This is a genomic window from Nocardioides sp. TF02-7 (genome assembly GCF_022437945.1).
Lineage (GTDB): Bacteria > Actinomycetota > Actinomycetes > Propionibacteriales > Nocardioidaceae > Nocardioides.
Genome location: NZ_CP092535.1, coordinates 4,348,621 through 4,368,387 on the forward strand (window position 1 = coordinate 4,348,621; position 19,767 = coordinate 4,368,387).

A 19,767-nucleotide genomic window follows, 5' to 3' on the forward strand; every position below is an offset into this window, starting at 1 on the left:
GCTGAGCGACGGTCGCTCAGTTCCACGTTGCCACCGGCGCGTACCCGAACGGCGCCGCGACGTGGTCCGTCTCGGGGTCGCCGCCGACCGGCCAGGTCACGACCGCGTCTCCCCCGTCGTCGCCGGGCGCAGCGCGCCAGGCCAGCAGTGCCGTGCCGTCGTGGTTGGGAGTAAGGTCGTAGTACCCCGCGGCGCGAGGACCGGCCGCGGCGCTCACCGGGAGGCGCCGCTGACGAGTGCCAGCGGGATCGCCAATCCACCATCCTCGGCGGCCGCCCAGCCACCGCTCGGTGACGATGCGCCTGCCGTCACCGGAGATGCGGACCGAGATCGCTCCTCGCAGGACCAGCCGCGACCGGCCCTTGCGCGCCGACCGGAGGTGCCGGCCGTCGGAGTAGACGATTCCAGCCCGGGTCCAGCCGAGGGCGTCGTTGATGATCGTGTCGTCGTCGACCCGCCCCAGCCGCAGCACGCGGCGCAACCGCGTGCCGTCGGGGCGGATGGTCCACAGCCAGGTCCAGCGATCGGGGTAGCTCCCGGTGGTCCCCCTCGAAGGCGATCCGCCGGCCGTCCGGCGACCAGCCGATGCCGCCGACGAAGTCGATCCGGCGGTGGCGGGCGAGCGGCTTCCGCACCTTGCCGCTCCGCACGTCCGCGACCACCAGCGTGGGCAGGCGCGGGTGGCAGCACGGTGAGAAGGCGACCCGGCGGCCGGCGCGGTCGAGGGTCAGCTCGGTGGTGAAGCCCCGACGCGGCAGATCGCGAGGTGTCGCCGGAGTCTCCGCGCCGTGCCTGATCGCGTCTCGCCTGCCGCAGGTTCATCAAGGGATGCAGCCGGAACCGCACTTCCCACGGCGTACCCACCGTGGGAAGTGCCGGTTCACCGACATACCTTGATGAATCTGCGCAGCCTGGGACGAATCCCTACCGCCGACCCCGCTTGACCACCTTGATCCGCACGGTGGTGGAGCCCTTGGTGGCGAGCGCGTCGCCCAGGTAGGTCACGGTCGCCTTGGCGGTGCCGGCCCTCTGGAAGCGGGCGAGCCGGATGGTGACCTTGCCGTTGCGCAGCTTTGCCGACGTAGTTCTTCTTGCCGATCAGCTTGTTGATCTTGACCCGCACCTTGCCGGTCGGCGTGAAGCCGGGGGCGCGGACCGCGACGACCAGCCGGGCCTTGGTGACGCCCGCCTTCACCTTCTTCGGAGCGGCCTTGGCGGCGACCTTCGCCGTGGCCTTGCGGACCGACACGGTGGCGGCCTCGCTGGCGCTGGGCTCGGTGGTGGCGTCGCCGAGGTAGCGGGCGCTGACCGACCGGGTGCCGACGGTGGGGAACGGACCGACGCTGGCGGTCGCCGTGCCGTCGTCGGCGAGCTCGACGGTCGAGGCGAGGACGTTGTCGACGTAGATCTCGACCTCGCCGGTGGGCGTCCCAGCCTCCGAGGCGACGTCGACCGACACGTTCGCGGTGCCGCGCCGCACCGCCACCGCGGCCGGGTCGACACTCAGCGTGGTGGTCGAGGGCACGACCTCCGGGTCGATGCCGGACTTCATCCGGATGCTCCGGTAGCGGACCTCGTCGGTGAGGTTGCGGTTCTCGAGGCCGACGAACCCGTTCGCCGGGACGGAACCCTCGTAGGTGTTGACCTTGGTGCCGTTGAGCCGCACGACCACCTGCGTCGTCGAGACCTCGATCTGGAAGGTGTTCCACTCCTCGGCCGGGTTCTCGGCTGCCGCGACGGCCGCCGCGTCGGGGGCGTGGTCGACGCCGGCGGCCGTGCGGACCGGTGCCGGTGTCGGCGCCGATCCGGACGCTCACCCCGCCCACCGGGTCCGAGCCGCTGCGGCTGGTGGACGCCACGTGCACGGCGGAGTCGTCGTCGCCGCCCATGCGCTTCCAGTCGACGAGCAGCGTGTACGGCGCCGCCTGCTGCTGGGTGAACCAGGTCGCGCCGCGGCCCCGGTCGCTCTCGATGGTGCAATCGGTCTGCCGGCCGAAGCCGCCGGCGCCGGCCTTGCGCCAGCCGTCGAAGGACGCGAAGGTGCCGTCGAAGAGGCTGGTGTAGCCCTCCTCGGTCTCGACCGCGTCGCACGGGTCGGGGGGCCGGGCCGCCGACCTGGATCGCGTCGAAGTTGAGCCGGCAGAAGTCGATCGCCCGGTCGCACTCGAGGGCGATCGTGTTGGTGCCCGCCTCGAGCGTGACCTGGCCCGTCTGGAAGTCCCAGTCCTCCCAGTCGGCCGTGCTGGTCATCGGGAAGCTCAGCTGCTGCCGGTCGCCGCCGTTGGTGAGCAGGCCCATCGAGCGGGTCACGTTCTCACCGGGGCTCAGGGGACCTGCCGCGTAGCGGACGTAGATGGGGTAGGTGCCGGCCTCCGGGGCGGTGACCGTCATCGTCGACATCATCCCGGTCTCGCGGAACGTGTAGGAGCCCCTGCCGGAGTAGTTGCCGTGGTCGCCGGAGTTGAAGGCCGGGCCGCCGCTGATCACGCCGTCCTCCACCTCGACCCAGGCGATCACCTCGTCGCCGGGGGCCGCCGTGGCCGGCGACGCCGTCGCAGCGGCGAGGGCGGGAAGCGCCACCGCGAGGGCGGCGACGGCGGTGACGGCGCGGGTGAGCTGCGGCGCACGGTGGTGCGTCCTCGGGCGGACCTGGGGTTCATCGGGCTCCTCGGCTCGGTCGGCGCGCGCAGGCCGGCTCGGCTCCGCGCTGGCCGTCAGAACCTATGGCGCCAGTCACACAGAGTCAAGAACCCTGTCCAGAACCGTGAACACAACCACGGGTCAGTTCAAGAGTGTGAACCCGCCGCTCGGTCAGCCGGCCCACTCCACCTGGTCGAGCTGGAACCGAGGCTGCCACTGCACCGTGCTGCCCACCGCGCGGAAGCCGACGTCGATCCGCCGGACCGCGTCCTTGCCCGCCCAGCCGGCCAGGTCGACCTCGAGGGTGTTCCAGGTGTCCGCGGACACCGCGAACGACTCCTCGACCGGCTCGCCCTGCACGCCGGTCAGGCGTACGACGACCTCGTAGCCCGACGCACCCGGGGCGCCTCCGTAGGAGTCGAACCGCACCAGCAGCGACCGGGCGTCGCCGAGGTCGAGCGGCGTCTCCGGCTCCAGGTGGACCCACCGCGGCTCCTCCCCCGGCACCGCCTCCGCGACCGCCTCGAGCGCGCCGGTGCCGGCGTACGGGCGGCCGGGGCCGTTGGCGAACGCGCCGACGCTGGAGACCGACCGCACGTTCTCCCCCTGCCTCCCAGCCGTCGGTGTCGCCCTCGAAGTCCGAGATGGTCTCGGTGCGGCTCAGGCGCACGCTCGACCTGTCGGAGTCGGAGCCGCCACGCCACTTCAGCCGTGCGCCCACCCGGCTGGTGCCGGACCTCGCGTCGTCCGGCACCTGCACGAAAGTACCGGTAGCTGCGCTCGGTCACCCGGCCCCTGCTGTCGAGCCGGACCGCGGCGGACTCACGGCTGAGCTCCCAGCCGTCGGGCGCCTGGAACACCAGCCTGCCGGTGAACCTGCCCGGTGCGCGCGCCGTCACCGTCGCGTCGAAGGCCAGCACGTCGCCTGCTTCCGCGACCGTGCTCGCCGGCGACAGCGACACGTCGGCGGTGGGCCGCGGCGTCCGCAGCCGGGTCACGGTGATCCGGTGCCGGCCCGGGCGGAGGCCGCTGACGACCACCTTCCCGTCGACCAGTGACGCACGCCCGCGCAGCTCCCCGCGGTTCCACACGGTGCGGCCGTCGACGACCACCTTCACGCGCTTGCCGGCGACCGGCGAGACGAACGTCGGCCGGGTGCCGGCCGGCACCCGCAGCCGGGCGTCGAAGACCCGCCCGCGGTTGGTCCAGGCCAACCGCACCTTGCCGTGCCGCGTCGGCACCGTGCCCTCGGCCCACCGCAGCGAGCCCGGCCGCGGCGCGACCTGGAACCGGGCGAAGCCGTCAGCGAGCGGGTTCACGCCCAGCACGTGGGTCGACAGGCTCGCGGTCGGCCCCGCGCCCCACCCGTGGGCGAGGCTGGAGAACTGCTGGAGGTTCGGGTCGCCGTTCGGCTGCACGTGCTCCCAGAACGTCGAGCCCGGGTCCTGCCGCAGCTGCCAGCCCCAAAGCGCTTCATCAGCGTGAACGCGCTCTGCTGCTGCAGCGGCGTGCTCCCGGGCGCGGTCAGCCGGGCGTCGACCTCGAACCAGCTCGGCAGCGGCGCGTAGAACGGGCTGAGCGAGGCGTTCGGCGTCGACGGCGACACGGTGAGCGAGCCGATGTCGCCCCACGAGTTGCGCCGCAGGTGGGTCATCGCGCGGCGCGCCTTCGATCGGTTCGCGACCCCGGCCAGCACCGCCGCCGCGTTGCCGTCCTGCGGGTAGGCCGAGGGGATCTCGGTCGACAGCCGGTAGGCGCCGGCCTCCGCGTCCCACAGCTGGTCGTTGATCGCCCGGCGCACCTCGTCGGCGCGGGCGGCGTACCCGGCCGCGGCGGCGCGCTCGCCCGCCGGCCGGGCGAGGGCGGCCAACTGGTCGAGGTTCCTGGCGTAGAGGGCGTTGATGTAGGTCTCGTGGCCGCAGTTGCGGTAGCCGTAGTGGCCGCACGACCCGGACGCCTCCATCGAGAGCAGCCCGGTGTCGTCGCGCTGCTCCTCCAACCACGCGACCGCGCGCTCCATCGCCGGCCACCAGCGGCGCAGGTAGCGCTCGTCGCCCGTCCAGCGGTGGTGCTCGGCCATGTTGGAGACGAACCAGGTGACGTACTCCCCGTAGTTGCGCAGCTCGTTCTGGTTGTGCTGGCCGACCAGGCTGGCCGCGGGGACGTAGCCGTCGTCGAGCTGCTGGGCGGCGAGCGAGCTCAGCGAGTTCTTCAACGCCGCCTCGTCACCGGTCGAGAGCCAGACCACCGGCGCCTGGACGGCGAGGTCGCCCTGCCAGATGATCCGGTCCCGCTTGCCGCCGTCGTAGATGACGTCGGTGTCGGGGTCGGCGTGCGGCACGACGTCGTCGGCGTGGTCCGGCTCGCCGGGCTCGTACGGCCAGTTCTTGGCCGTGTCCGGCCGGTCGGTGTTGATCTGCACGGTGTAGGCGCCGGCGTACCAGATCTTGTTGAGCAGGTGGTCGCTGGAGAGGAAGTGACCGCGGTAGTCGCGGAGGCGGTCGCCCTGCCCCGGCGCGGCGGTGAACCGCATCCGGACCTCGTCGACCTCGACCCAGCCCGGTCCGTCGAGGAACAACGTGGCGTAGCGGTAGCCGCCGCGGAGGACCGGGTCGGTCAGCCGCGCAGGCAGCTCGGCCTCGGCGAGCGGCAGGGCGTGGCTGTCGGAGTCGTAGGTGTAGGGCTGGCCGGGGAACCCGTTCCAGATGTTGGCGGTGTCGCACCCGGGCGCGTGCGCCGCCTGGCCGTCGTTCTGGCCGGGGAAGCGGGCGAGGTACTGCAGCGACTCGCTGTAGCAGACGCGCAGCCCGGGTCGCTCCTCCGAGGCGCCGGTCACCCGCACCTGCACCGGGCCGGAGACCTCCTTGCCGAAGTCGACGACCACGATCGGTGACTGCGTCCGGTCACCGGGGCTGGTGATCCGCACGGTGTCGCCGTCGGCGCGGGAGCACGTCGCGGACCGCGCCGTCGATGCCCCCACCCCGCGCGCGGGCCAGCTCGACGGACTCGGCGCGGACGGTGCGGCGGGCCGGCGCGAGCACGTAGTCCTGCCACTGCCCGCGGGCCGGCCGGTAGCCCTGGTCGCGCCACGGGTTCCCCCTTGCCGGGCGCCGACGGTGCCGAGCGCTGCGCGGGCTCAGCGGGCTCAGCGGGCTCAGAGGGCGCAGCGGCGGTGACCGCCGTCGGGGCGGCCGCCGCGCTCGCGGCGTCGCCCGGGACGGCGCCGGCGCTCAGCGGGGCGAGGACGGCGATGCCGGTGGCAGGCCGCCGCGGCGAGACGGAGACGGTACGTCGTGCGGTGCATGTCAGCTCCTCGGCTCGACGGTGATGGTCGTCGTGCGGGACAGTCCGGAGAGGGTGGCCGGTCCGCTCGTGCGGGACAGGTCCGCCTTCTCGCCGTCGACCCGGACCTCGGCGGTGGCCGCTGCGGGCACGGTCGCGGTGTAGGTGGTCCCCGGCGGGGCCTCCACGACCAGGCGGAAGCCGCCGTCGGCGGTGCGCCGCCAGGCCGTGCGGATGGTGCCCTGCGGCGTCGGCACGGCGCCCTGCGCCCACTCAGGCCCTCGCTGGGCTGCGGCGAGACGTCGAAGGACTCGTAGCCTGCTGCGGTCGGCGTCACACCGAGCGTGTGCTCGGTCAGGAAGCTGGTCGGCGCGGCCGCCCAGCCGTGGCTCATGCTCGTGTGGGACCCCAGGCCGAGCTCGCCCTCCGGCGAGACGGTCTCCCAGAAGGTCCCGGTGCTGTCGCCCCGCAGCATGTGGCCCCAGGTGCGGCGGAGCACGTCCATCGCCCCCTCGGTGTCGCCCGCCGCGGCGAACGCCTGCAGCTCGTGGCCGGCGACGAACGGGCTGATGTAGTCGGGGGACCGCGGTCCCCCTCCGTGGTGTCGGTGGCGACGTCGCCGTACGGCGTGCGAGCTCGCCCTGGATGAAGTCGAGCACCCGCTCGGCCCGGTCCGGACCGGCGACGCCGGAGGCGACGGCCAGCGCGTTGGCGTCCAGCGGGTGGGCCGGCGAGCCGGCGATCGCGACGTAGGCACCCGCCTCGTCGTCCCACAGCGTCTCGTTCACCGCGTCCGCCGTGCGGTCGGCGTAGCCGCGCCACTCCTCGGCGAGGTCGTCGTGGCCGAGCTCCTCGGCGGCGTCGGCGGCCGAGGCCAGCGTGTGGACGTAGACGATGTTGTCGTAGGCCTCCCTTGCCGGCCTGGCCGTAGCCCCAGTGGCCCGACGCCCCGTCCGGCACGTCCCACAGCCCGTCGTCGCCGACGCGGGGACTCCACCCACGCGACGTTGTCCTGCAGCGCCGGGAACCACTCCTCGAGGAACGCGCGGTCACCGGTGTAGAGGTAGTGCTTCCAGTAGTTCTGCATCCACCAGGCGGCGTACTCGCCCCAGTTGTAGGTGAACCCGCTCGGCTCCGGCAGGTAGACGCCGGGGATCTGGCCCTCCGGGCTCGGGTTGGCGGAGAACCACTCGAGGGCGTTCTCGGCCGGCACCGTCCTGGCCGGTCGTGAGGTAGCTGACGACGTTGGAGACGACGTTGTCGCCGCCCCAGTCGTAGCGGTCGCGCTTGGCGCCGTCGGAGAGGAAGACGTCACCCTGCGCGACCACCACGTCGTTGCGGACCGGGCCGGGCGTCGCCGGGTAGGGACGACCGGTGTCGGACGGGATCGTCGACATCTGCGTGGTGTAGGCGCCGGAGTACCACAGCCGGTTGAGGGTGTCGTCGCTGGAGAGGAAGGCGCCCTCGTACCGCGCCGGGCGGGGTTGGCCGGGTCGGCGGTGAAGTCCAGGGCGAGGTCGGCGGAGACGCAGCGAGCCGCGGCCGTCGAGGGAACACCATCAGGTAGCGGAAGCCACCGCGGATCACCGGGTCCTCCAGCTCGCCCGCCTTGGTGGGTCGGAAGTAGTGGGTCTCGGTGGCGATGCGGAGAGGGGTCCTGGCTGAAGTCGGACTGCGTGGTGAGGAAGGTGTCGGACTCGCTGAACGCCAGCCCCAGGCGCGGCCGGCGCTTCACGTCGCGGACGTCGAGGGAGATCGTGCCGCCGACCTCGCGGCCGAAGTCGTAGACCACGTAGGGCCGTCCGAAGAAGTCGGACCGGGCGTCGATGCTCACTCCGCGGAAGGCGCCGGCCGGGGCGCGGACGGTGCCGCCGTACTGGGCGAGGCGGGCGTCCTTCGCCCCACTGGCCCACACGCTCGCGATCCGCGCACCGTCGCCGGGGTTGGCGGCGGTTGCGGAAGGTGACACGGTGACCCGGCCCGACCTCACGAGCGCGCCGGCACCTGGACGTCGTAGTGGGTCAGGCCGATGGGGCGCGCCTGCGCGGCGTAGAGGACATCCGGCGCGTGTGCACCCGTCGCCCCTCGACGAGCACGTCGTAGCGCGCGTCGGCGCTCCCGGCCTCCCTCGACGCGCAGCGGAACGCCTTCCGCTTCGGCACCCGCAGCATCGTAGGAGAACCAGCCGCCCGGACGGCCGGCCCCGGCCCGCCGCACCGGGACGCCGGCGACGGTAGCGACGTCGCTGGTGCCGGACCGCAGCCCGTGGGCGGCGGTCTCGAAAGGTCCGCGACGCCGCGGTGACGAAGTCGTGGTTGTGGCGGGTGACGTCGGCGACCCGCCGCGGGCGGACCGTTCGGCTGCGCGGCGCCAGGACGTACTTCTGGGCCTCCGAGGCGACGGCAGGCCGAGCATCGGCCCGTCGTCGTCGGCGGCCGCGGCGGCGGTGCTGGCGGCAGGGGCCGTGCCGAGCAGGGCGGCGACGAGAGCGCTCGCGGCGCATCCCGCGGCGATGGCGGTACGACGGCGTGACGGCATCGAGGGTCCTCCCGAGATGAAACCATTCAATGGGCCGGTCCAGAGTTTCTATCCGCTCCTCGCCCCGCGCCGCAAGGAACCACGGTGGCCGGATCCGGCCGCCGGTCGACCCGTATGAAACGCCGGCTCAGCGGTCAGCGCCGGCGATCGCCGCGAGGACGTCGGGGGTCCGACTCCCACCGGGTGCCGGGTCGCGGCCAGGTGCAGGGCGACGTCGGTGATCCCGGCCTCCGGCGTAGCGGCCGGCGAGGTCGTCGTACGCCGCCGGCGAGGCGAGCCACGGCTCGTCGGTGAACCCGGTCAGCAGCAGCCGGCGCATCCCGGCGACGTCGCGGCCGGCCTCCGTGCAGAGCTCGCCGAGCCGGTCGACCTGGCCGCGCACCTCGCCGAGCGGGTCGTCGGTCTGCGGGTTGGCGATCCAGCCCTGCCCGTGGCGCACCAGCCAGCCGCATGCCCCGCAGACCGTTGGCCGCGATCCAGAACGGCGGCCGCTGCTGCACCAGCCCGAGGCGCGATGGTGACGTCGCGCGCCGACCAGTGGTCGCCGCGCACCGAGACGGACTCCCCCGGTCAGCAGCGCGTCGAGCTGGCCGACCCCTCCACGAACCGGTCGGCCCGCTCCCGCGGCGACCAGTCGCGGTCGAGGACGTCGCCGTCGGAGGTGTGCGCCATGCCGCCGGCGCCGATGCCGGGGTGAGCCGGCCCTGGGAGATCCGGTCGATCGTCCGCACCGCGGAGGCGGTGGGCACCGGCGATGCGGAAGTTGGGCGGAGGTCACGAGCGTGCCGAGCCGGATCGTCGTGGTCGTCGCGGCGACCCGCGGCCAGGGTGGCGTAGGCGTCGTCCCACGGGGGTGTGCCCGCCCCACGCCAGGTGGTCGTAGACCCACGCGGTGTCGAAGCCGAGCTCCTCGGCCCGCCGCCACGCGGCGGCCGCCTCCGGCCAGTCGTCGACCGGCCACATCACGACGTGCGGGATCACCCGCCCATTGTGGCGTCGACCGCCCGTCAGTGCGCCTTCGCCTTCTCGGGCACGCCGAGCCGGGCCGGCGTGTCGTCGTCGCACTCGGCGAAGAACGCGCCGACGGTGTCGACCATGTGCGCGAAGGACTCCGCGGCGAAGAGCACCTGCTGGTAGTGGGTGATGTCGTAGTCGATCGTCGCCATCTCGGCGAAGTCCAGCGGCCGGATCTGCATGCCGCGGAACTCCTCGATCTCGCCGTACGACGACAGGATGCCCGCGCCGTAGGCCCGCAGCTCCCCACCCTCGTGGAGCACGCCGAACTCGATGGTGAACCAGAAGACGTCGGCCACCATCTGCAGTCCCGCGCGGGTCTGCATCCGGCGAGCGGCGGCGCCGGCGAGCCGCTTCACCTCGGCGACCTGCGGGTCGGCGAGGAGGTTGCCGTGACCGATCACCTCGTGGATCAGGTCGGGCTCGGGCGTGTAGAGCGGGACGGCGTGGTGGCGGAGGTACTGCGTCGAGTGGAAGAAGCCGTCCTCGAGGGAGCCGTAGAACTCCTCCAGCGGCACGATGCCGGCCGCCGGGACGTAGGAGAAGCCGGTCAGCGGCTGCAGGCCGGCCGTGACCTCGTCGAGCTGCGGCACCCGGTCGCGGGGCAGGTCGAGCGCGGCGACGGCGTCGAGGTAGGCGCGGCAGGCGTACTTCTCGTGCAGCGGCGCGATGTGCTCGCACACGGTGCGCCACACCTCGTGCTCGGTGTCGGTGTAGTCGATGCGCGGCACCGGCCGGCCCGGGCTCCAGGCGAGCGCGGCGCTCGCGATGTCGTTGCGGCGGGCGCGGTAGGCGGGGTCGTTGACCCCGGGGTGGTCGTCACCGAGGTGGACGGTGACGCTGCCGTCCTCGCCGGTGGTGACCGGGGAGTACAGCTGGGCTTCCTCGAACATGGCTTGTGGCCTCCGTGGGTCGACGTACGTCGGTGGACGTCCCTGCTCCCACGCTACGTCCGGGGAATATGTCCGGCAAGGAGGCCCGCAGGCGGGAAAACCGCCGTCAGTCGTAGGCCGCCTCGAGCTCCCATCCGCTGCGGCGGCACACGAGCAGCCAGGCACGCCCGTCGACGCCGACGACCTGGAACCGGGCCGCGAGTCCACCGTCGCCCTCCTCCAGCCACCACCCCTCGTCGACCGGCCACGGGCCGGCCCAGGACGTGACCGGCCACCACCGCCGGCCGCGTGCGTCGCGGGCCATGTCGGCGCGCGCGTCGCGGGCCGTGTCGGCGCGCGCGTCGCGGGCCGTGTCGGCGCGTGCGTCGACCCGGAACCGGGCGGGCTCGCCGCTGACCACCCCCCGCTCGGTGACGCCGACCGGCCGTCCGTCGGCGTCGACCACCTCGGCCGGGAGCGCCTCGGCGAACACCCGGGCCGGTGCGGGACCGGGGACCCGCCCCGGCCACGGGCGGTCGAGCGGCCGCAGGCCGACCGGTCGCCCCCACGGCACCTGGGCCTGCCGGTCGGCGACGCCGCGGCCGCCCTGGAGCACCGGCACCCGGACCGCGTCGTAGCCGACCATCGCCTGCACCCGCGCCACACCACGGGTGACCTGCTCCTCGGCCCCGCCGCCCCACAGCGCATCGGCGTGGTCGGCGGCCGGCTCGACCGCCTCGGGCAGGAAGCGCACCCGCTCGACCGGCGCCGTGACCGACCCGGCGTCGCGACGGCTGCGGAGCGCTCCGCCCGCCCCTGCAGCTGCCAGTGCACCCGGTCGACCAGGTCGCGGGAGGTGAAGCAGCGCGGGTGCAGCCAGGTGCGGGAGGAGACCCCGACGCCGCCCACGTCGCTGAACTCCGCCTCGACCCGCACCCCGACGGCCACCAGCTGGCGGTCGGCGAGCCCCTGGACGAACCGCTCGGCGGTCGTGCGGACGCTGAAGCAGACCGCCTCCGCCGACTCCAGGGGCGGCTCGAAACCGACCTCGCACGCCAGCTCGGGTGGCGGCGTGCGGGAGCCGAGCGGGGTGGCGGCACTGCCGTGGAGGCGCCGCCAGACGCCCAGGCCGTAGGCACCGAACCGGTTGCTCACCTCCGCGGCCCCGAGCCGGGCGAAGTCGCCGAGGGTCGGCAGGCCGAGCCGGCGGAGCAGGTCGGCCAGCTCGCGGCCCTCGGCCGCCTCGGACCCGGCGGCACCGATGGCCCCGTCGGAGGCGTGGCCGAGCACCTGCACCGGCAGCGGGCGGAGGAACTCCGCCGCGCCTCCCGGCGGCACCACGACGCAGTCCTGGACCGCAGCCCGGCGGGCGGCCTGCTCGGCGGTGAACAGGTCGTCGGCCACCCCGAACCGGCAGTCCCACACCCCGGCGGCCACGAGGTGCTCGGCGACCAGGGCGGCGGCGTGGGGCTCGCCGCCGAAGTAGCGGCCCGGAGCGGGCACGGCCAGCAGCCCGGGGCGGATCGGCGCCACGCCCGGCCGGAGCTCCTCGACCGTGGCGAGCACCGGCTCGAAGTAGCGCGCGTCGCGGTCGGGGTTGGCCGGCAGCAGCACCAGCTCGGGGCACCGGGCCTGGGCGTCGCGCCGGCGCTGGCCGCGCCGCACGCCCGCGGACCGGGCCGGGCCGTTGCAGACCTCGACGACGTTGTTGGACAGCACCGCCGCGGGCTGGGCGCTGCTGAGGGCGGTCGCACCCGCCTCGGCCGCCTCGGCCAGGGCGGCCACCACCGACCAGTCCGGGCACCAGGCGACGAGCACCCGCGTCACGCCGGCCGCCGCTCGTCCGCCACCGGGAACCGCACCTCCCTCGCGGCCGCGGCGCCGCCGCCACGGCGTACGACGACCCGCACGTCGCGCGCCCGCAACCGGCCCCTGCCCCCGGTCGAGGCCCTGCCACGCCACCCGCTCCGCGCTCAGCCTCGCCTCCGGACGCGGCCAGTCGCCCCACACGACGAGCACCGCCGACCTGGCCCGCAGGCGGGCGTCGAGCACCGAGGCGGACTTGGGGTCGACCCGGCCGGCCGGCTTGAGCACGACCACCTTGAGCACGTCGACGAGCGCGGCGGCGACCTCGAGCCAGAGGTCGCCCGGGTCGGGGACCAGCACGGTGCGGCGCAGCTCGATCCCGAGGTCGCTGGCGGCCTGGGCGCCGAAGTCGGGCCACCCGGCGAACCCCACCCACTCCCCGCCGCCGAAGCGCCCGCGGCGAGCATGAGCGCGAGCGAGGCGGAGTCGACGGTGTAGCTCGCGCCCGTGCGCAGCCGCACCAGCCCCTCGAGCGCAGGGTGCACGGGCACGGAGAGCCGGGCCGGCCCGCCCTCGAGGGCGCTGATCCGCTGGCGCAGCGCAGCGACGACCCCGGCGGGACCGTCGGTCCCGCGGACCACCTCGAGGGGCTGCGCGCTCACCCCGCCATCTTCGAACACATGTTCGAAGGAATCAAGCCGACCTCAGCGCCGGCGCTTCTCCCTCGGCCGCTGCTGGAGCACGATCGGCGTGCCGACGAACCCGAACTCCTCGCGCAGCCGCCGCTCGATGAACCGCTCGTAGCCGGCGTCGAGCTTGCCCGAGGTGAACAGCACGAACGTCGGCGGCTCCGACTGCGCCTGCGTGCCGAAGAGGATCTTCGGCTGCTTGCCGCTGCGCACCGGGTGGGGGTGCTCGGCCACCAGCCGGCCGAGGAAGGAGTTGAGGGCGCCGGTGGAGACCCGGGTCTCCCACCCCGCCAGCGCCCGCTCGAGCGCGGGCACCAGCCGGTCGACGTGCCACCCCGTGCGGGCGGTGATGTTGATCCGCGGCGCCCACTGCACCTGCACCAGGTCGCGCTCGATCTCGCGGTCGAGGTAGTGGCGCCGCTCCTCGTCGACCAGGTCCCACTTGTTGAACGCGATGACCAGCGCCCGGCCGGCCTCCCGCACCGCCTGGAGGATCCGCACGTCCTGCTCGGCGATCGACTGCTGGCCGTCGAGGACGAGCACGCACACCTCGGCCCGCTCGATGGCGGTCGAGGTGCGCAGCCAGGCGTAGTACTCGTGGCCCGACGCCTCCTTGACCCGCTTGCGGATGCCCGCGGTGTCGATGAACCGCCACGTCCGGCCGCCGAGCTCGACCAGCTCGTCGACGGGGTCGACCGTCGTCCCGGCCACGTTGTCGACGACGACCCGCTCCTCGCCCGCGAGCTTGTTGAGCAGCGAGGACTTCCCGACGTTGGGGCGACCGACGATCGCCACCCGCCGCGGGCCGCCCACCTCCGTCTCGGTCACCGGCGGCGGCTCGGGCAGCACCGAGAGCACCGCGTCGAGCAGGTCGCCGGAGCCCCGGCCGTGCAGGGCCGACACCGCGTGCGGCTCGCCGAGCCCGAGGTTCCACAGGCCGTGGGCCTCGGCCTCGGTGCGCTCGTCGTCGACCTTGTTGGCCGCCAGCACCACCGGCTTCCCCGAGCGGCGCAGCACCCGGACCACCTCCTCGTCGGCGTCGGTGATGCCGACGGTGGCGTCGACGACGAAGAGGGTCGCGTCGGCCAGCGAGACCGCCACCTCCGCCTGCGCGGCGATCCGCTCGGCGAGGCCGCGAGCGTCGGGGTCCCAGCCGCCGGTGTCGACGAGGGTGAACGCCCGTCCGTTCCACTCCGCGTCGTAGGAGACCCGGTCGCGGGTCACACCCGGAACGTCCTCGACGACCGCCTCCCGGCGCCCGAGGATCCGGTTGACCAGCGTCGACTTGCCGACGTTGGGCCGGCCGACGACCGCGAGCACCGGCACGGGCCCCAGCGCCCGCCCGCCGTGCTCGTCCGGCGCACCCGCCTCTGCCGGACCTGCCGGCTCCGCCGGGACGTCGTTCTCAGTCATGTCGCTCCATCTCCGTCACGTCGTCGCCGGGGTCCGGCTCGGTCTCACCGGGCGGCAGCGGCCCGGGCAGGCTGCGGCCGGTCTCGTCCAGCGCCGCGCTCAGCCCGGCCAGCATCGCGCGGTGCAGCTCCTGCGACCGGGCGGTCACCTCGTCGCGCACCCGGGGCCAGGGTACGGCGGCGAAGGGAACCGGCTCCCCCACGACCATGTCGATCCGCGCGCCCTTGGCCGGCAGCGAGTCGGTGTGGCCACCGGGCTCGCGGGTGCCGAGGAACGTCACCGGCACGACCGTGGCGCCGGTCACCATGGCGAGGTACGCCGCCCCGCGGTGGAACCGGTCGAGGTCACCGGCCCCGCGGGCGCCCTCGGGGAAGACGCCCACGGCACCGCCGTCGCGCAGCACCCGCAGGCTGGTGCGGACCGCGCCCGGGTCGACGCGGAACCGGTCGATCGGGATCTGCCCCGCCAGCCGCAGGAACCAGCCGAGCGGCCCGGTGAACATCTCCACCTTGGTCAGCGCGTGCACCGGCCGCGGCGAGAAGATCGCCATCAGCGGCCCGTCGGCGTACCCGACGTGGTTGCCAGCGACGACGACCGGGCCGCGCGCGGGGAAGCGCTCGGCGTGGTGGACGTGGACGTCGTAGCGGCGGCGGATCAGCCACCGGCTCGCGGGGCGTCCACCGTGGAGGAGCCACCGCGTCGGTCGCGGGACCTGGTCGGTGCGCGGCCGCTCGACGTGAGCGGACGCCCGGGTCATGGTGCGGCGTCGGCCGGAGCGGTCGCGAGGCCCACCACCAGGTCGACGACCTCGTCGAGGGTCAGGTCGGTGGAGTCGACCTGGACGGCGCCGTCGGCGCGGGTCAGCGGGGCGACCGCCCGCCCCGAGTCGATCCGGTCGCGGCTGAGGAGGGAGGCCTCGGTGGCCGCGACGTCGCTGCTCCCGGCCTCCGCGGCGCGGCGGGCGGCGCGGGCTGCGGCGTCGGCGGTCAGGAAGACCTTCAGCTCCGCCTCGGGCCACACCACGGAGCCGATGTCGCGGCCCTCGACCACGATGCCGCCGGCGCCGATGATCTCCCGCTGGAGGGCGACCAGCCGCTCGCGGACGGCCGGGACCGTGCTGACCGGCGACACCGCGCCGTTGACGGCGTCGCTGCGGATCTCCACCGAGACGTCGACGCCGTCGAGGCTGATCGTGGGCCGGCGCGGGTCGGTCCCGGACTCGAGCCGCGGCTCCGCCGCCCGGGCGGCGACCGCCTCCGCGTCGTGCACGTCGACGTCGTGCTGCAGCATCCACCAGGTCACGGCGCGGTACATCGCGCCGGTGTCGAGGTAGCGCAGCCCGAGCCGCTCGGCGACCGCGCGGCAGGTGCTCGACTTGCCCGACCCCGAGGTGCCGTCGACGGCCACCACGATCGAGCCGATGTCACCTGCGTCCACGAGCCACCACCCTACCGGTGGCCGACCGGTGGCCCACCGGTGCGCCTCACTCGTCGGGCGTGCGGCTCACCCGGGTCAGGTCGCTGCGCAGCGCCGCAGCACCGTGGAGGTAGACGTGGGTGATGTCGGCGCGCGGCAGGTCGGTCTCGACGTGCGCCATCAGCCGGACCACCCGCGGCATCGAGCCGGCGATCTCCAGCTCGCGGGCGCAGATCAGCGGCACCTCGCCGAACCCCAGCCGGCGGGCGGCGTACGCCGGGAACTCCGAGACCAGGTCGGAGGTCGCGGTGAAGATGACGGAGATGAAGTCGTCGACGTCGAGCCCGTTGGCCTCCATGACGTCGGTGACCAGCTCGGTCACCCGCTCGAGCATGTGGTCGCGGTCGTCCGCGTCCAGCTGGGTCGCACCCCGCACCGCCCGCACCGCCACCGCTGCTCCTCACCTCGCTCCACCGAACCGGCGGCACGAGGTTAGCGGCTCGACGCCGGGTCGGGCTCAGCCGGGCTGGTAGGAGCCGAACGACCAGTGGTTGCCCTCCGGGTCGAGGACGCTGCCGCCGCGGCCGCCGTAGTCCTCCTCGCGCATCGGCCGCTGCACGGTGGCCCCGGCCCGCACCGCGGCGTCGAAGACCGCGTCGGGGTCGTCGGTGACCAGGTAGGTGCCGGCCTTGCCCGGCTCGTGGAGCGGGCTGTCGTCGCGCTGGGAGCCGAACATGATCGCCCCGCCGCTTGGCCACAGCCACTCGGCATGGGCGACCCGGCCGTCGTCCTCGCGGTACGTCGCGTGCTCGGTGAACCCGATCGCCCGCAGCCACTCCATCATCCGGTCGGCGTCGCGGAAGGCGAACGCGGGCCAGACCCGGACGGCGGCCGCTGTCGTCCCCGTCGTCCCTGTCGTCCCGGTCGTCCCTGTCGTCTCAGTCGTCGTCTCGCTCATGCCACCGATCCTGGCTCCTCCGCCGGGTCCCGGTCTTGGACGAATGGGAACTCCTCGCGCAGCCAGACGGTGGGGGGTGCAACCCGCGAGGGCCGTCCACTCGCGGGTGAGGTGCGCCTGGTCGGCGTAGCCGCAACGGCCCGCCACCTCCGCCAGCGGCGCCCGGCCGAGCAGCTGCCGAGCCCGCTCGAGGCGTGCCAGCCGCTGGTACTCCTTCGGGGTCACCCCGGTCTCGGCCCGCACCAGCGTGCTCAGCCGGCGCCGGCTGTAGCCGACCTCGTCGGCGACCGCGGCGACCCGCTCGCCGCGGGTGAGCCGGGCCAGGGCGTGGCCGACCTCGGCCCGCGGCCGGGGGTCCTCGGACGCGGCGACGAGCCCCGCGAGGGTGCGGTCGACGAGGGCGACGCGGGCGGCGTCGCCGGGCGCGTCGTGCAGCCGCTCGGGGAGGTCGCGGAGAGCGGCCGGCAGGTCGTCGACCTCGGTGAGGTCGGTGAGCGCGCCCGCCAGGCCGGCGGCCGGCAGGCCGAGCACCGCCCGCGCGCCGGCGGCGGTCAGGGCGAGCTGGACCCCGCGCTGGGCGCCGCCGTGGTGGACGGCCGCGGGCGCCAGGTGGAGACCGGACACCGATGACCAGCCGCTGTGCGTCGAGCCGGACGCGTGCGGCCACGACACCCGAAGCGGCTCGTCGAGCGGGAGCACCAGGGTCAGCGTCGTGCCGGGCAGGCCCCGGTGGACGCCGGGCGAGCCGAACTCGACGTCGTAGGCGATCCGCGCGACGACGTAGGGCTGGAGGGCTGCGGGCACCGGGGCGACCACCCCTCCAACCTACGGTCAGAGACCGACCAGCTCCAGCAGCGCCCCGAGCTCGTCGTTGGTCAGCTCGCGGAGGGCGCCGACCTTGAGCGTGCCGAGCTCGACCGGTCCGAACCGGGTGCGGCTGAGCTGCCGCACCGGGTGGCCGACCTGGTCGAGCAGCCGGCGGACGATCCGGTTGCGTCCCTCGTGGATGACCAGCTCCACGATCGAGCGCTCGGCGGCGGCCTCGACCACGCGAACCCGCCGGACCCGCACCGGGCCGTCCTCGAGCGTGACACCGGCCATCAGGTCGGCGACGGTGCCGCGGGCTACCCGGCCCTTGACCTCGGCGACGTAGGTCTTCTCCACCTTGTACGACGGGTGGGCCATCCGGTGCGCGAAGTCGCCGTCGTTGGTGAGCAGCAGCAGGCCCGAGGTGTCGGTGTCGAGCCGGCCGACGTGGAACAGCCGCTCGGGCCGGTCGGCCACGAGGTCGCTGATCGTCCGCCGCCCCTCCGGGTCGGCCATCGTCGACACGACGCCGCGGGGCTTGTTGAGCACCAGGTAGACGTGCTCCGAGACCGGCGGCAGCCGCCGGCCCGCGACCTTGACCACGGCGGTGCGGGGTCGACCTTCGTGCCGAGCCGGGTGACGACCTCGCCGTCGACCTCGACCTGGCCGTCGAGCATCAGCTCCTCGCACCTGCGCCGCGAGGCGACGCCGGACTGGGCCAGCAGCTTCTGGAGCCGGACCAACCCGTCGTCGTCGGTCTGGATGTCGCGGCTCACGGTTGGTCGTCCGCGGGCGATGGGGTGTGCTCCGGCCCTGTCTGCTCCGGCCCGGTGTGCTCCGGCTCAGGCTCGGCCTCCGTGACCGGCGTCGGCTCCAGCTCGTCGTCGAGGTCGTCCATCTCGGGCAGGTAGGGCGCCAGCTCGGGCAGCTCGTCGAGGGACACGACGCCGATCCGCTCGAGGAAGTACGACGTGGTCCGGTAGAGCGTCGCGCCGTGCTCGCCGTCCTGCCCGGCCTCCTCCACCAGCCCGCGGTTGAGCAGGGTCCGCATCACGCCGTCGACGTTCACGCCCCGGATCGCCGAGACCCGCGCCCGGGACACCGGCTGCTGGTAGGCGACCACGGCGAGGGTCTCGAGCGCGGCCTGGGTGAGCCGCGCCTGCTGCCCCTCGAGCACGAACGCCTCGACGACCGGCGCCAGCTCCTCACGGGTGTAGAACCGCCAGCCGCCGGCCACGTTGCGCAGCTCGAAGCCGCGGCCCTGCTCGTCGTACTCCGCCGCCAGCGCGGCCAGGGCCTCGGCCACCTCGGCCTCCGGGTAGCCGACCGCCGAGGCGAGCGCGCGCTGGTCGAGCGGCTCGTCGGCGACCATCAGCACCGCCTCCAGCGCGGGACGGAGGTCGGCGACGGGTACGGCGAGTGCTTCCTCGGTCATGCGCTGCCCTCCTGGTCCTCGGTGGCCGGGTCGGCCGGTCCTGTGGCTGGGTCGTCGGCCGGCCGCTCGGTCTCCAGCGGCAGCGGCTCGCCGTCGAACTCGTCGGTGATCATCTCGTCCACGTCGACGTCGTCGCCGCCGGTCCACCGCACGGTGAGCTCGCCCAGGGCGGTCACCTGGTCGAACGCGACCGCCCCCCTCGCGGAAGAGCTCCAGCAACGACAGGAACCGGGCGACGGTCGTCAGGGTGTCGGGCGAGTCGCCGCAGAGGGCGCGGAACGTCATGGTGCCGCTGCGCTGCAGCCGGTCCATCACGATCGCCGCCTGCTCCCGCACGCTCACGGCCGGCGCGTGGATGTGGTGGAGGGTGAGCTCCGGCTCCGGCTTCGGCTCCAGCGCCTTCGCCGCGAGCGCGGCGAACTGGTCGAGCCCGATCCCGATCAACACCTCCGGCAGCAGACCGGCGAACCGCTCGTCGAGCCCCACCGCGCGCGGGTGGCGCCGGGCCTCCGCGGTGAGCCGCTGGTCGAGGACGGCCGCGACCTGCTTGTAGGCCTTGTACTGCAGGAGCCGGGCGAACAGCAGGTCGCGCGCCTCCAGCAGCGCCAGGTCCTCCTCGTCCTCCACGTCGCCCTGCGGCAGCAGCCGGGCCGCCTTGAGGGTCGAGCAGCGTCGCGGCGACCAGCAGGAACGACGTCGTCTCCTCCAGGTCGCCCTCGGGGAGGCGCTTCACGTGCGCGATGAACTCGTCGGTGACCTGCGAGAGCGCGATCTCGGTGACGTCGAGCTTGTGCTTGGAGATGAGGTTGAGCAGCAGGTCGAACGGGCCCTCGAAGTTGTCGAGGCGCACCTCGAAGCCGCCCCGGGGCGTCTCGTCGGCTGCTGCGGTCACGACTG

General features: G+C 74.3%; 20 protein-coding genes and 4 pseudogenes. 1 reads left to right on the plus strand and 23 read right to left on the minus strand.

The features are described from left to right. Positions 1-16: 16 nt before the first annotated feature. From MF408_RS22610 to MF408_RS26140, 3 genes and pseudogenes are all read right to left on the minus strand, one after another. Positions 17-481, minus strand: coding sequence for a hypothetical protein (locus tag MF408_RS22610; protein ID WP_240249500.1), 465 nt, complete (start codon positions 479-481; stop codon positions 17-19). Positions 482-880: 399 nt separating this feature from the next. Beyond that, positions 881-1,552, minus strand: a complete 672-nt coding sequence (locus MF408_RS22615) for an Ig-like domain-containing protein (protein WP_275693522.1) — start codon at positions 1,550-1,552, stop codon at positions 881-883. Between the two features lie 6 nt (positions 1,553-1,558). Next, a pseudogene (locus tag MF408_RS26140) lies at positions 1,559-1,738 on the minus strand (family 16 glycoside hydrolase); the annotation flags it as partial. Positions 1,739-1,887: 149 nt separating this feature from the next. On the opposite strand from MF408_RS26140, the gene MF408_RS22620 reads away from it, so the two are divergent. After that, the gene (locus MF408_RS22620) at positions 1,888-2,064 is read left to right on the plus strand and encodes a hypothetical protein (RefSeq protein WP_240249501.1); all 177 of its coding nucleotides are present in this window, start codon (positions 1,888-1,890) and stop codon (positions 2,062-2,064) included. Positions 2,065-2,811: 747 nt separating this feature from the next. Here MF408_RS22620 and MF408_RS22625 read toward each other — a convergent pair. From MF408_RS22625 to MF408_RS22720, 20 genes and pseudogenes are all read right to left on the minus strand, one after another. After that, positions 2,812-3,237, minus strand: coding sequence for a hypothetical protein (locus MF408_RS22625; protein ID WP_240249502.1), 426 nt, complete (start codon positions 3,235-3,237; stop codon positions 2,812-2,814). Positions 3,238-3,955: 718 nt separating this feature from the next. After that, positions 3,956-5,566 (minus strand): trehalase family glycosidase, encoded by a 1,611-nt coding sequence (locus MF408_RS22630; RefSeq protein ID WP_240249503.1) that lies wholly within the window; start codon positions 5,564-5,566, stop codon positions 3,956-3,958. Then, positions 5,544-5,681, minus strand: a complete 138-nt coding sequence (locus MF408_RS22635; protein WP_240249504.1) for a hypothetical protein — start codon at positions 5,679-5,681, stop codon at positions 5,544-5,546. The genes MF408_RS22630 and MF408_RS22635 overlap by 23 nt, the downstream gene beginning before the upstream one ends. Positions 5,682-5,794: 113 nt before the next feature. After that, positions 5,795-5,944 (minus strand): hypothetical protein, encoded by a 150-nt coding sequence (locus MF408_RS22640; protein ID WP_240249505.1) that lies wholly within the window; start codon positions 5,942-5,944, stop codon positions 5,795-5,797. Position 5,945: 1 nt separating this feature from the next. Continuing rightward, a complete protein-coding gene (locus MF408_RS22645; RefSeq protein ID WP_240249506.1) occupies positions 5,946-6,923 on the minus strand; it encodes an alpha-L-rhamnosidase C-terminal domain-containing protein in 978 nt (325 codons plus the stop codon). A gap of 48 nt (positions 6,924-6,971) precedes the next feature. After that, the gene (locus tag MF408_RS22650; RefSeq protein WP_240249507.1) at positions 6,972-7,319 is read right to left on the minus strand and encodes a hypothetical protein; all 348 of its coding nucleotides are present in this window, start codon (positions 7,317-7,319) and stop codon (positions 6,972-6,974) included. A gap of 589 nt (positions 7,320-7,908) precedes the next feature. Then, a complete protein-coding gene (locus MF408_RS22655) occupies positions 7,909-8,460 on the minus strand; it encodes a hypothetical protein (protein ID WP_240249508.1) in 552 nt (183 codons plus the stop codon). A 127-nt stretch (positions 8,461-8,587) separates the two neighbouring features. After that, positions 8,588-8,899 (minus strand): hypothetical protein, encoded by a 312-nt coding sequence (locus tag MF408_RS22660; RefSeq protein ID WP_240249509.1) that lies wholly within the window; start codon positions 8,897-8,899, stop codon positions 8,588-8,590. Positions 8,900-9,234: 335 nt separating this feature from the next. After that, on the minus strand, positions 9,235-9,441 hold the full coding sequence (locus MF408_RS22665; protein ID WP_240249510.1) for a hypothetical protein: 207 nt from the start codon (positions 9,439-9,441) through the stop codon (positions 9,235-9,237). Positions 9,442-9,467: 26 nt separating this feature from the next. Continuing rightward, the gene (locus MF408_RS22670) at positions 9,468-10,367 is read right to left on the minus strand and encodes a phenylalanine 4-monooxygenase (RefSeq protein ID WP_240252124.1); all 900 of its coding nucleotides are present in this window, start codon (positions 10,365-10,367) and stop codon (positions 9,468-9,470) included. A gap of 106 nt (positions 10,368-10,473) precedes the next feature. After that, on the minus strand, positions 10,474-11,100 hold the full coding sequence (locus MF408_RS22675) for a hypothetical protein (RefSeq protein WP_240252199.1): 627 nt from the start codon (positions 11,098-11,100) through the stop codon (positions 10,474-10,476). A gap of 677 nt (positions 11,101-11,777) precedes the next feature. Further along, positions 11,778-12,584 (minus strand): annotated as a pseudogene (locus tag MF408_RS27380) (hypothetical protein); the annotation flags it as partial. Positions 12,585-12,856: 272 nt separating this feature from the next. Beyond that, entirely contained in the window at positions 12,857-14,254 is a 1,398-nt protein-coding gene (gene der / locus MF408_RS22685) for a ribosome biogenesis GTPase Der (protein ID WP_240249511.1), read from the minus strand. Then, positions 14,247-15,011 (minus strand): lysophospholipid acyltransferase family protein, encoded by a 765-nt coding sequence (locus MF408_RS22690; protein WP_240249512.1) that lies wholly within the window; start codon positions 15,009-15,011, stop codon positions 14,247-14,249. The genes der and MF408_RS22690 overlap by 8 nt, the downstream gene beginning before the upstream one ends. Beyond that, positions 15,008-15,691 carry a (d)CMP kinase gene (gene cmk, locus MF408_RS22695; RefSeq protein ID WP_240249513.1) on the minus strand — a complete coding sequence of 228 codons (684 nt, stop codon included), beginning with the start codon at positions 15,689-15,691 and terminating at the stop codon, positions 15,008-15,010. The genes MF408_RS22690 and cmk overlap by 4 nt, the downstream gene beginning before the upstream one ends. Positions 15,692-15,737: 46 nt before the next feature. After that, positions 15,738-16,121, minus strand: a complete 384-nt coding sequence (gene aroH, locus MF408_RS22700; protein WP_240249514.1) for a chorismate mutase — start codon at positions 16,119-16,121, stop codon at positions 15,738-15,740. 66 nt (positions 16,122-16,187) lie between these two features. After that, positions 16,188-17,444, minus strand: coding sequence for a helix-turn-helix domain-containing protein (locus MF408_RS22705; protein ID WP_240249515.1), 1,257 nt, complete (start codon positions 17,442-17,444; stop codon positions 16,188-16,190). A gap of 15 nt (positions 17,445-17,459) precedes the next feature. Beyond that, a pseudogene (locus tag MF408_RS22710) lies at positions 17,460-18,211 on the minus strand (pseudouridine synthase). Then, the gene (gene scpB, locus MF408_RS22715) at positions 18,208-18,870 is read right to left on the minus strand and encodes an SMC-Scp complex subunit ScpB (protein WP_240249516.1); all 663 of its coding nucleotides are present in this window, start codon (positions 18,868-18,870) and stop codon (positions 18,208-18,210) included. Before scpB ends, MF408_RS22710 begins: the two are co-directional and overlap by 4 nt. Then, positions 18,867-19,762, minus strand: a pseudogene (locus MF408_RS22720) (ScpA family protein). The gene scpB and the pseudogene MF408_RS22720 overlap by 4 nt, the downstream one beginning before the upstream one ends. Positions 19,763-19,767: the final 5 nt, after the last annotated feature.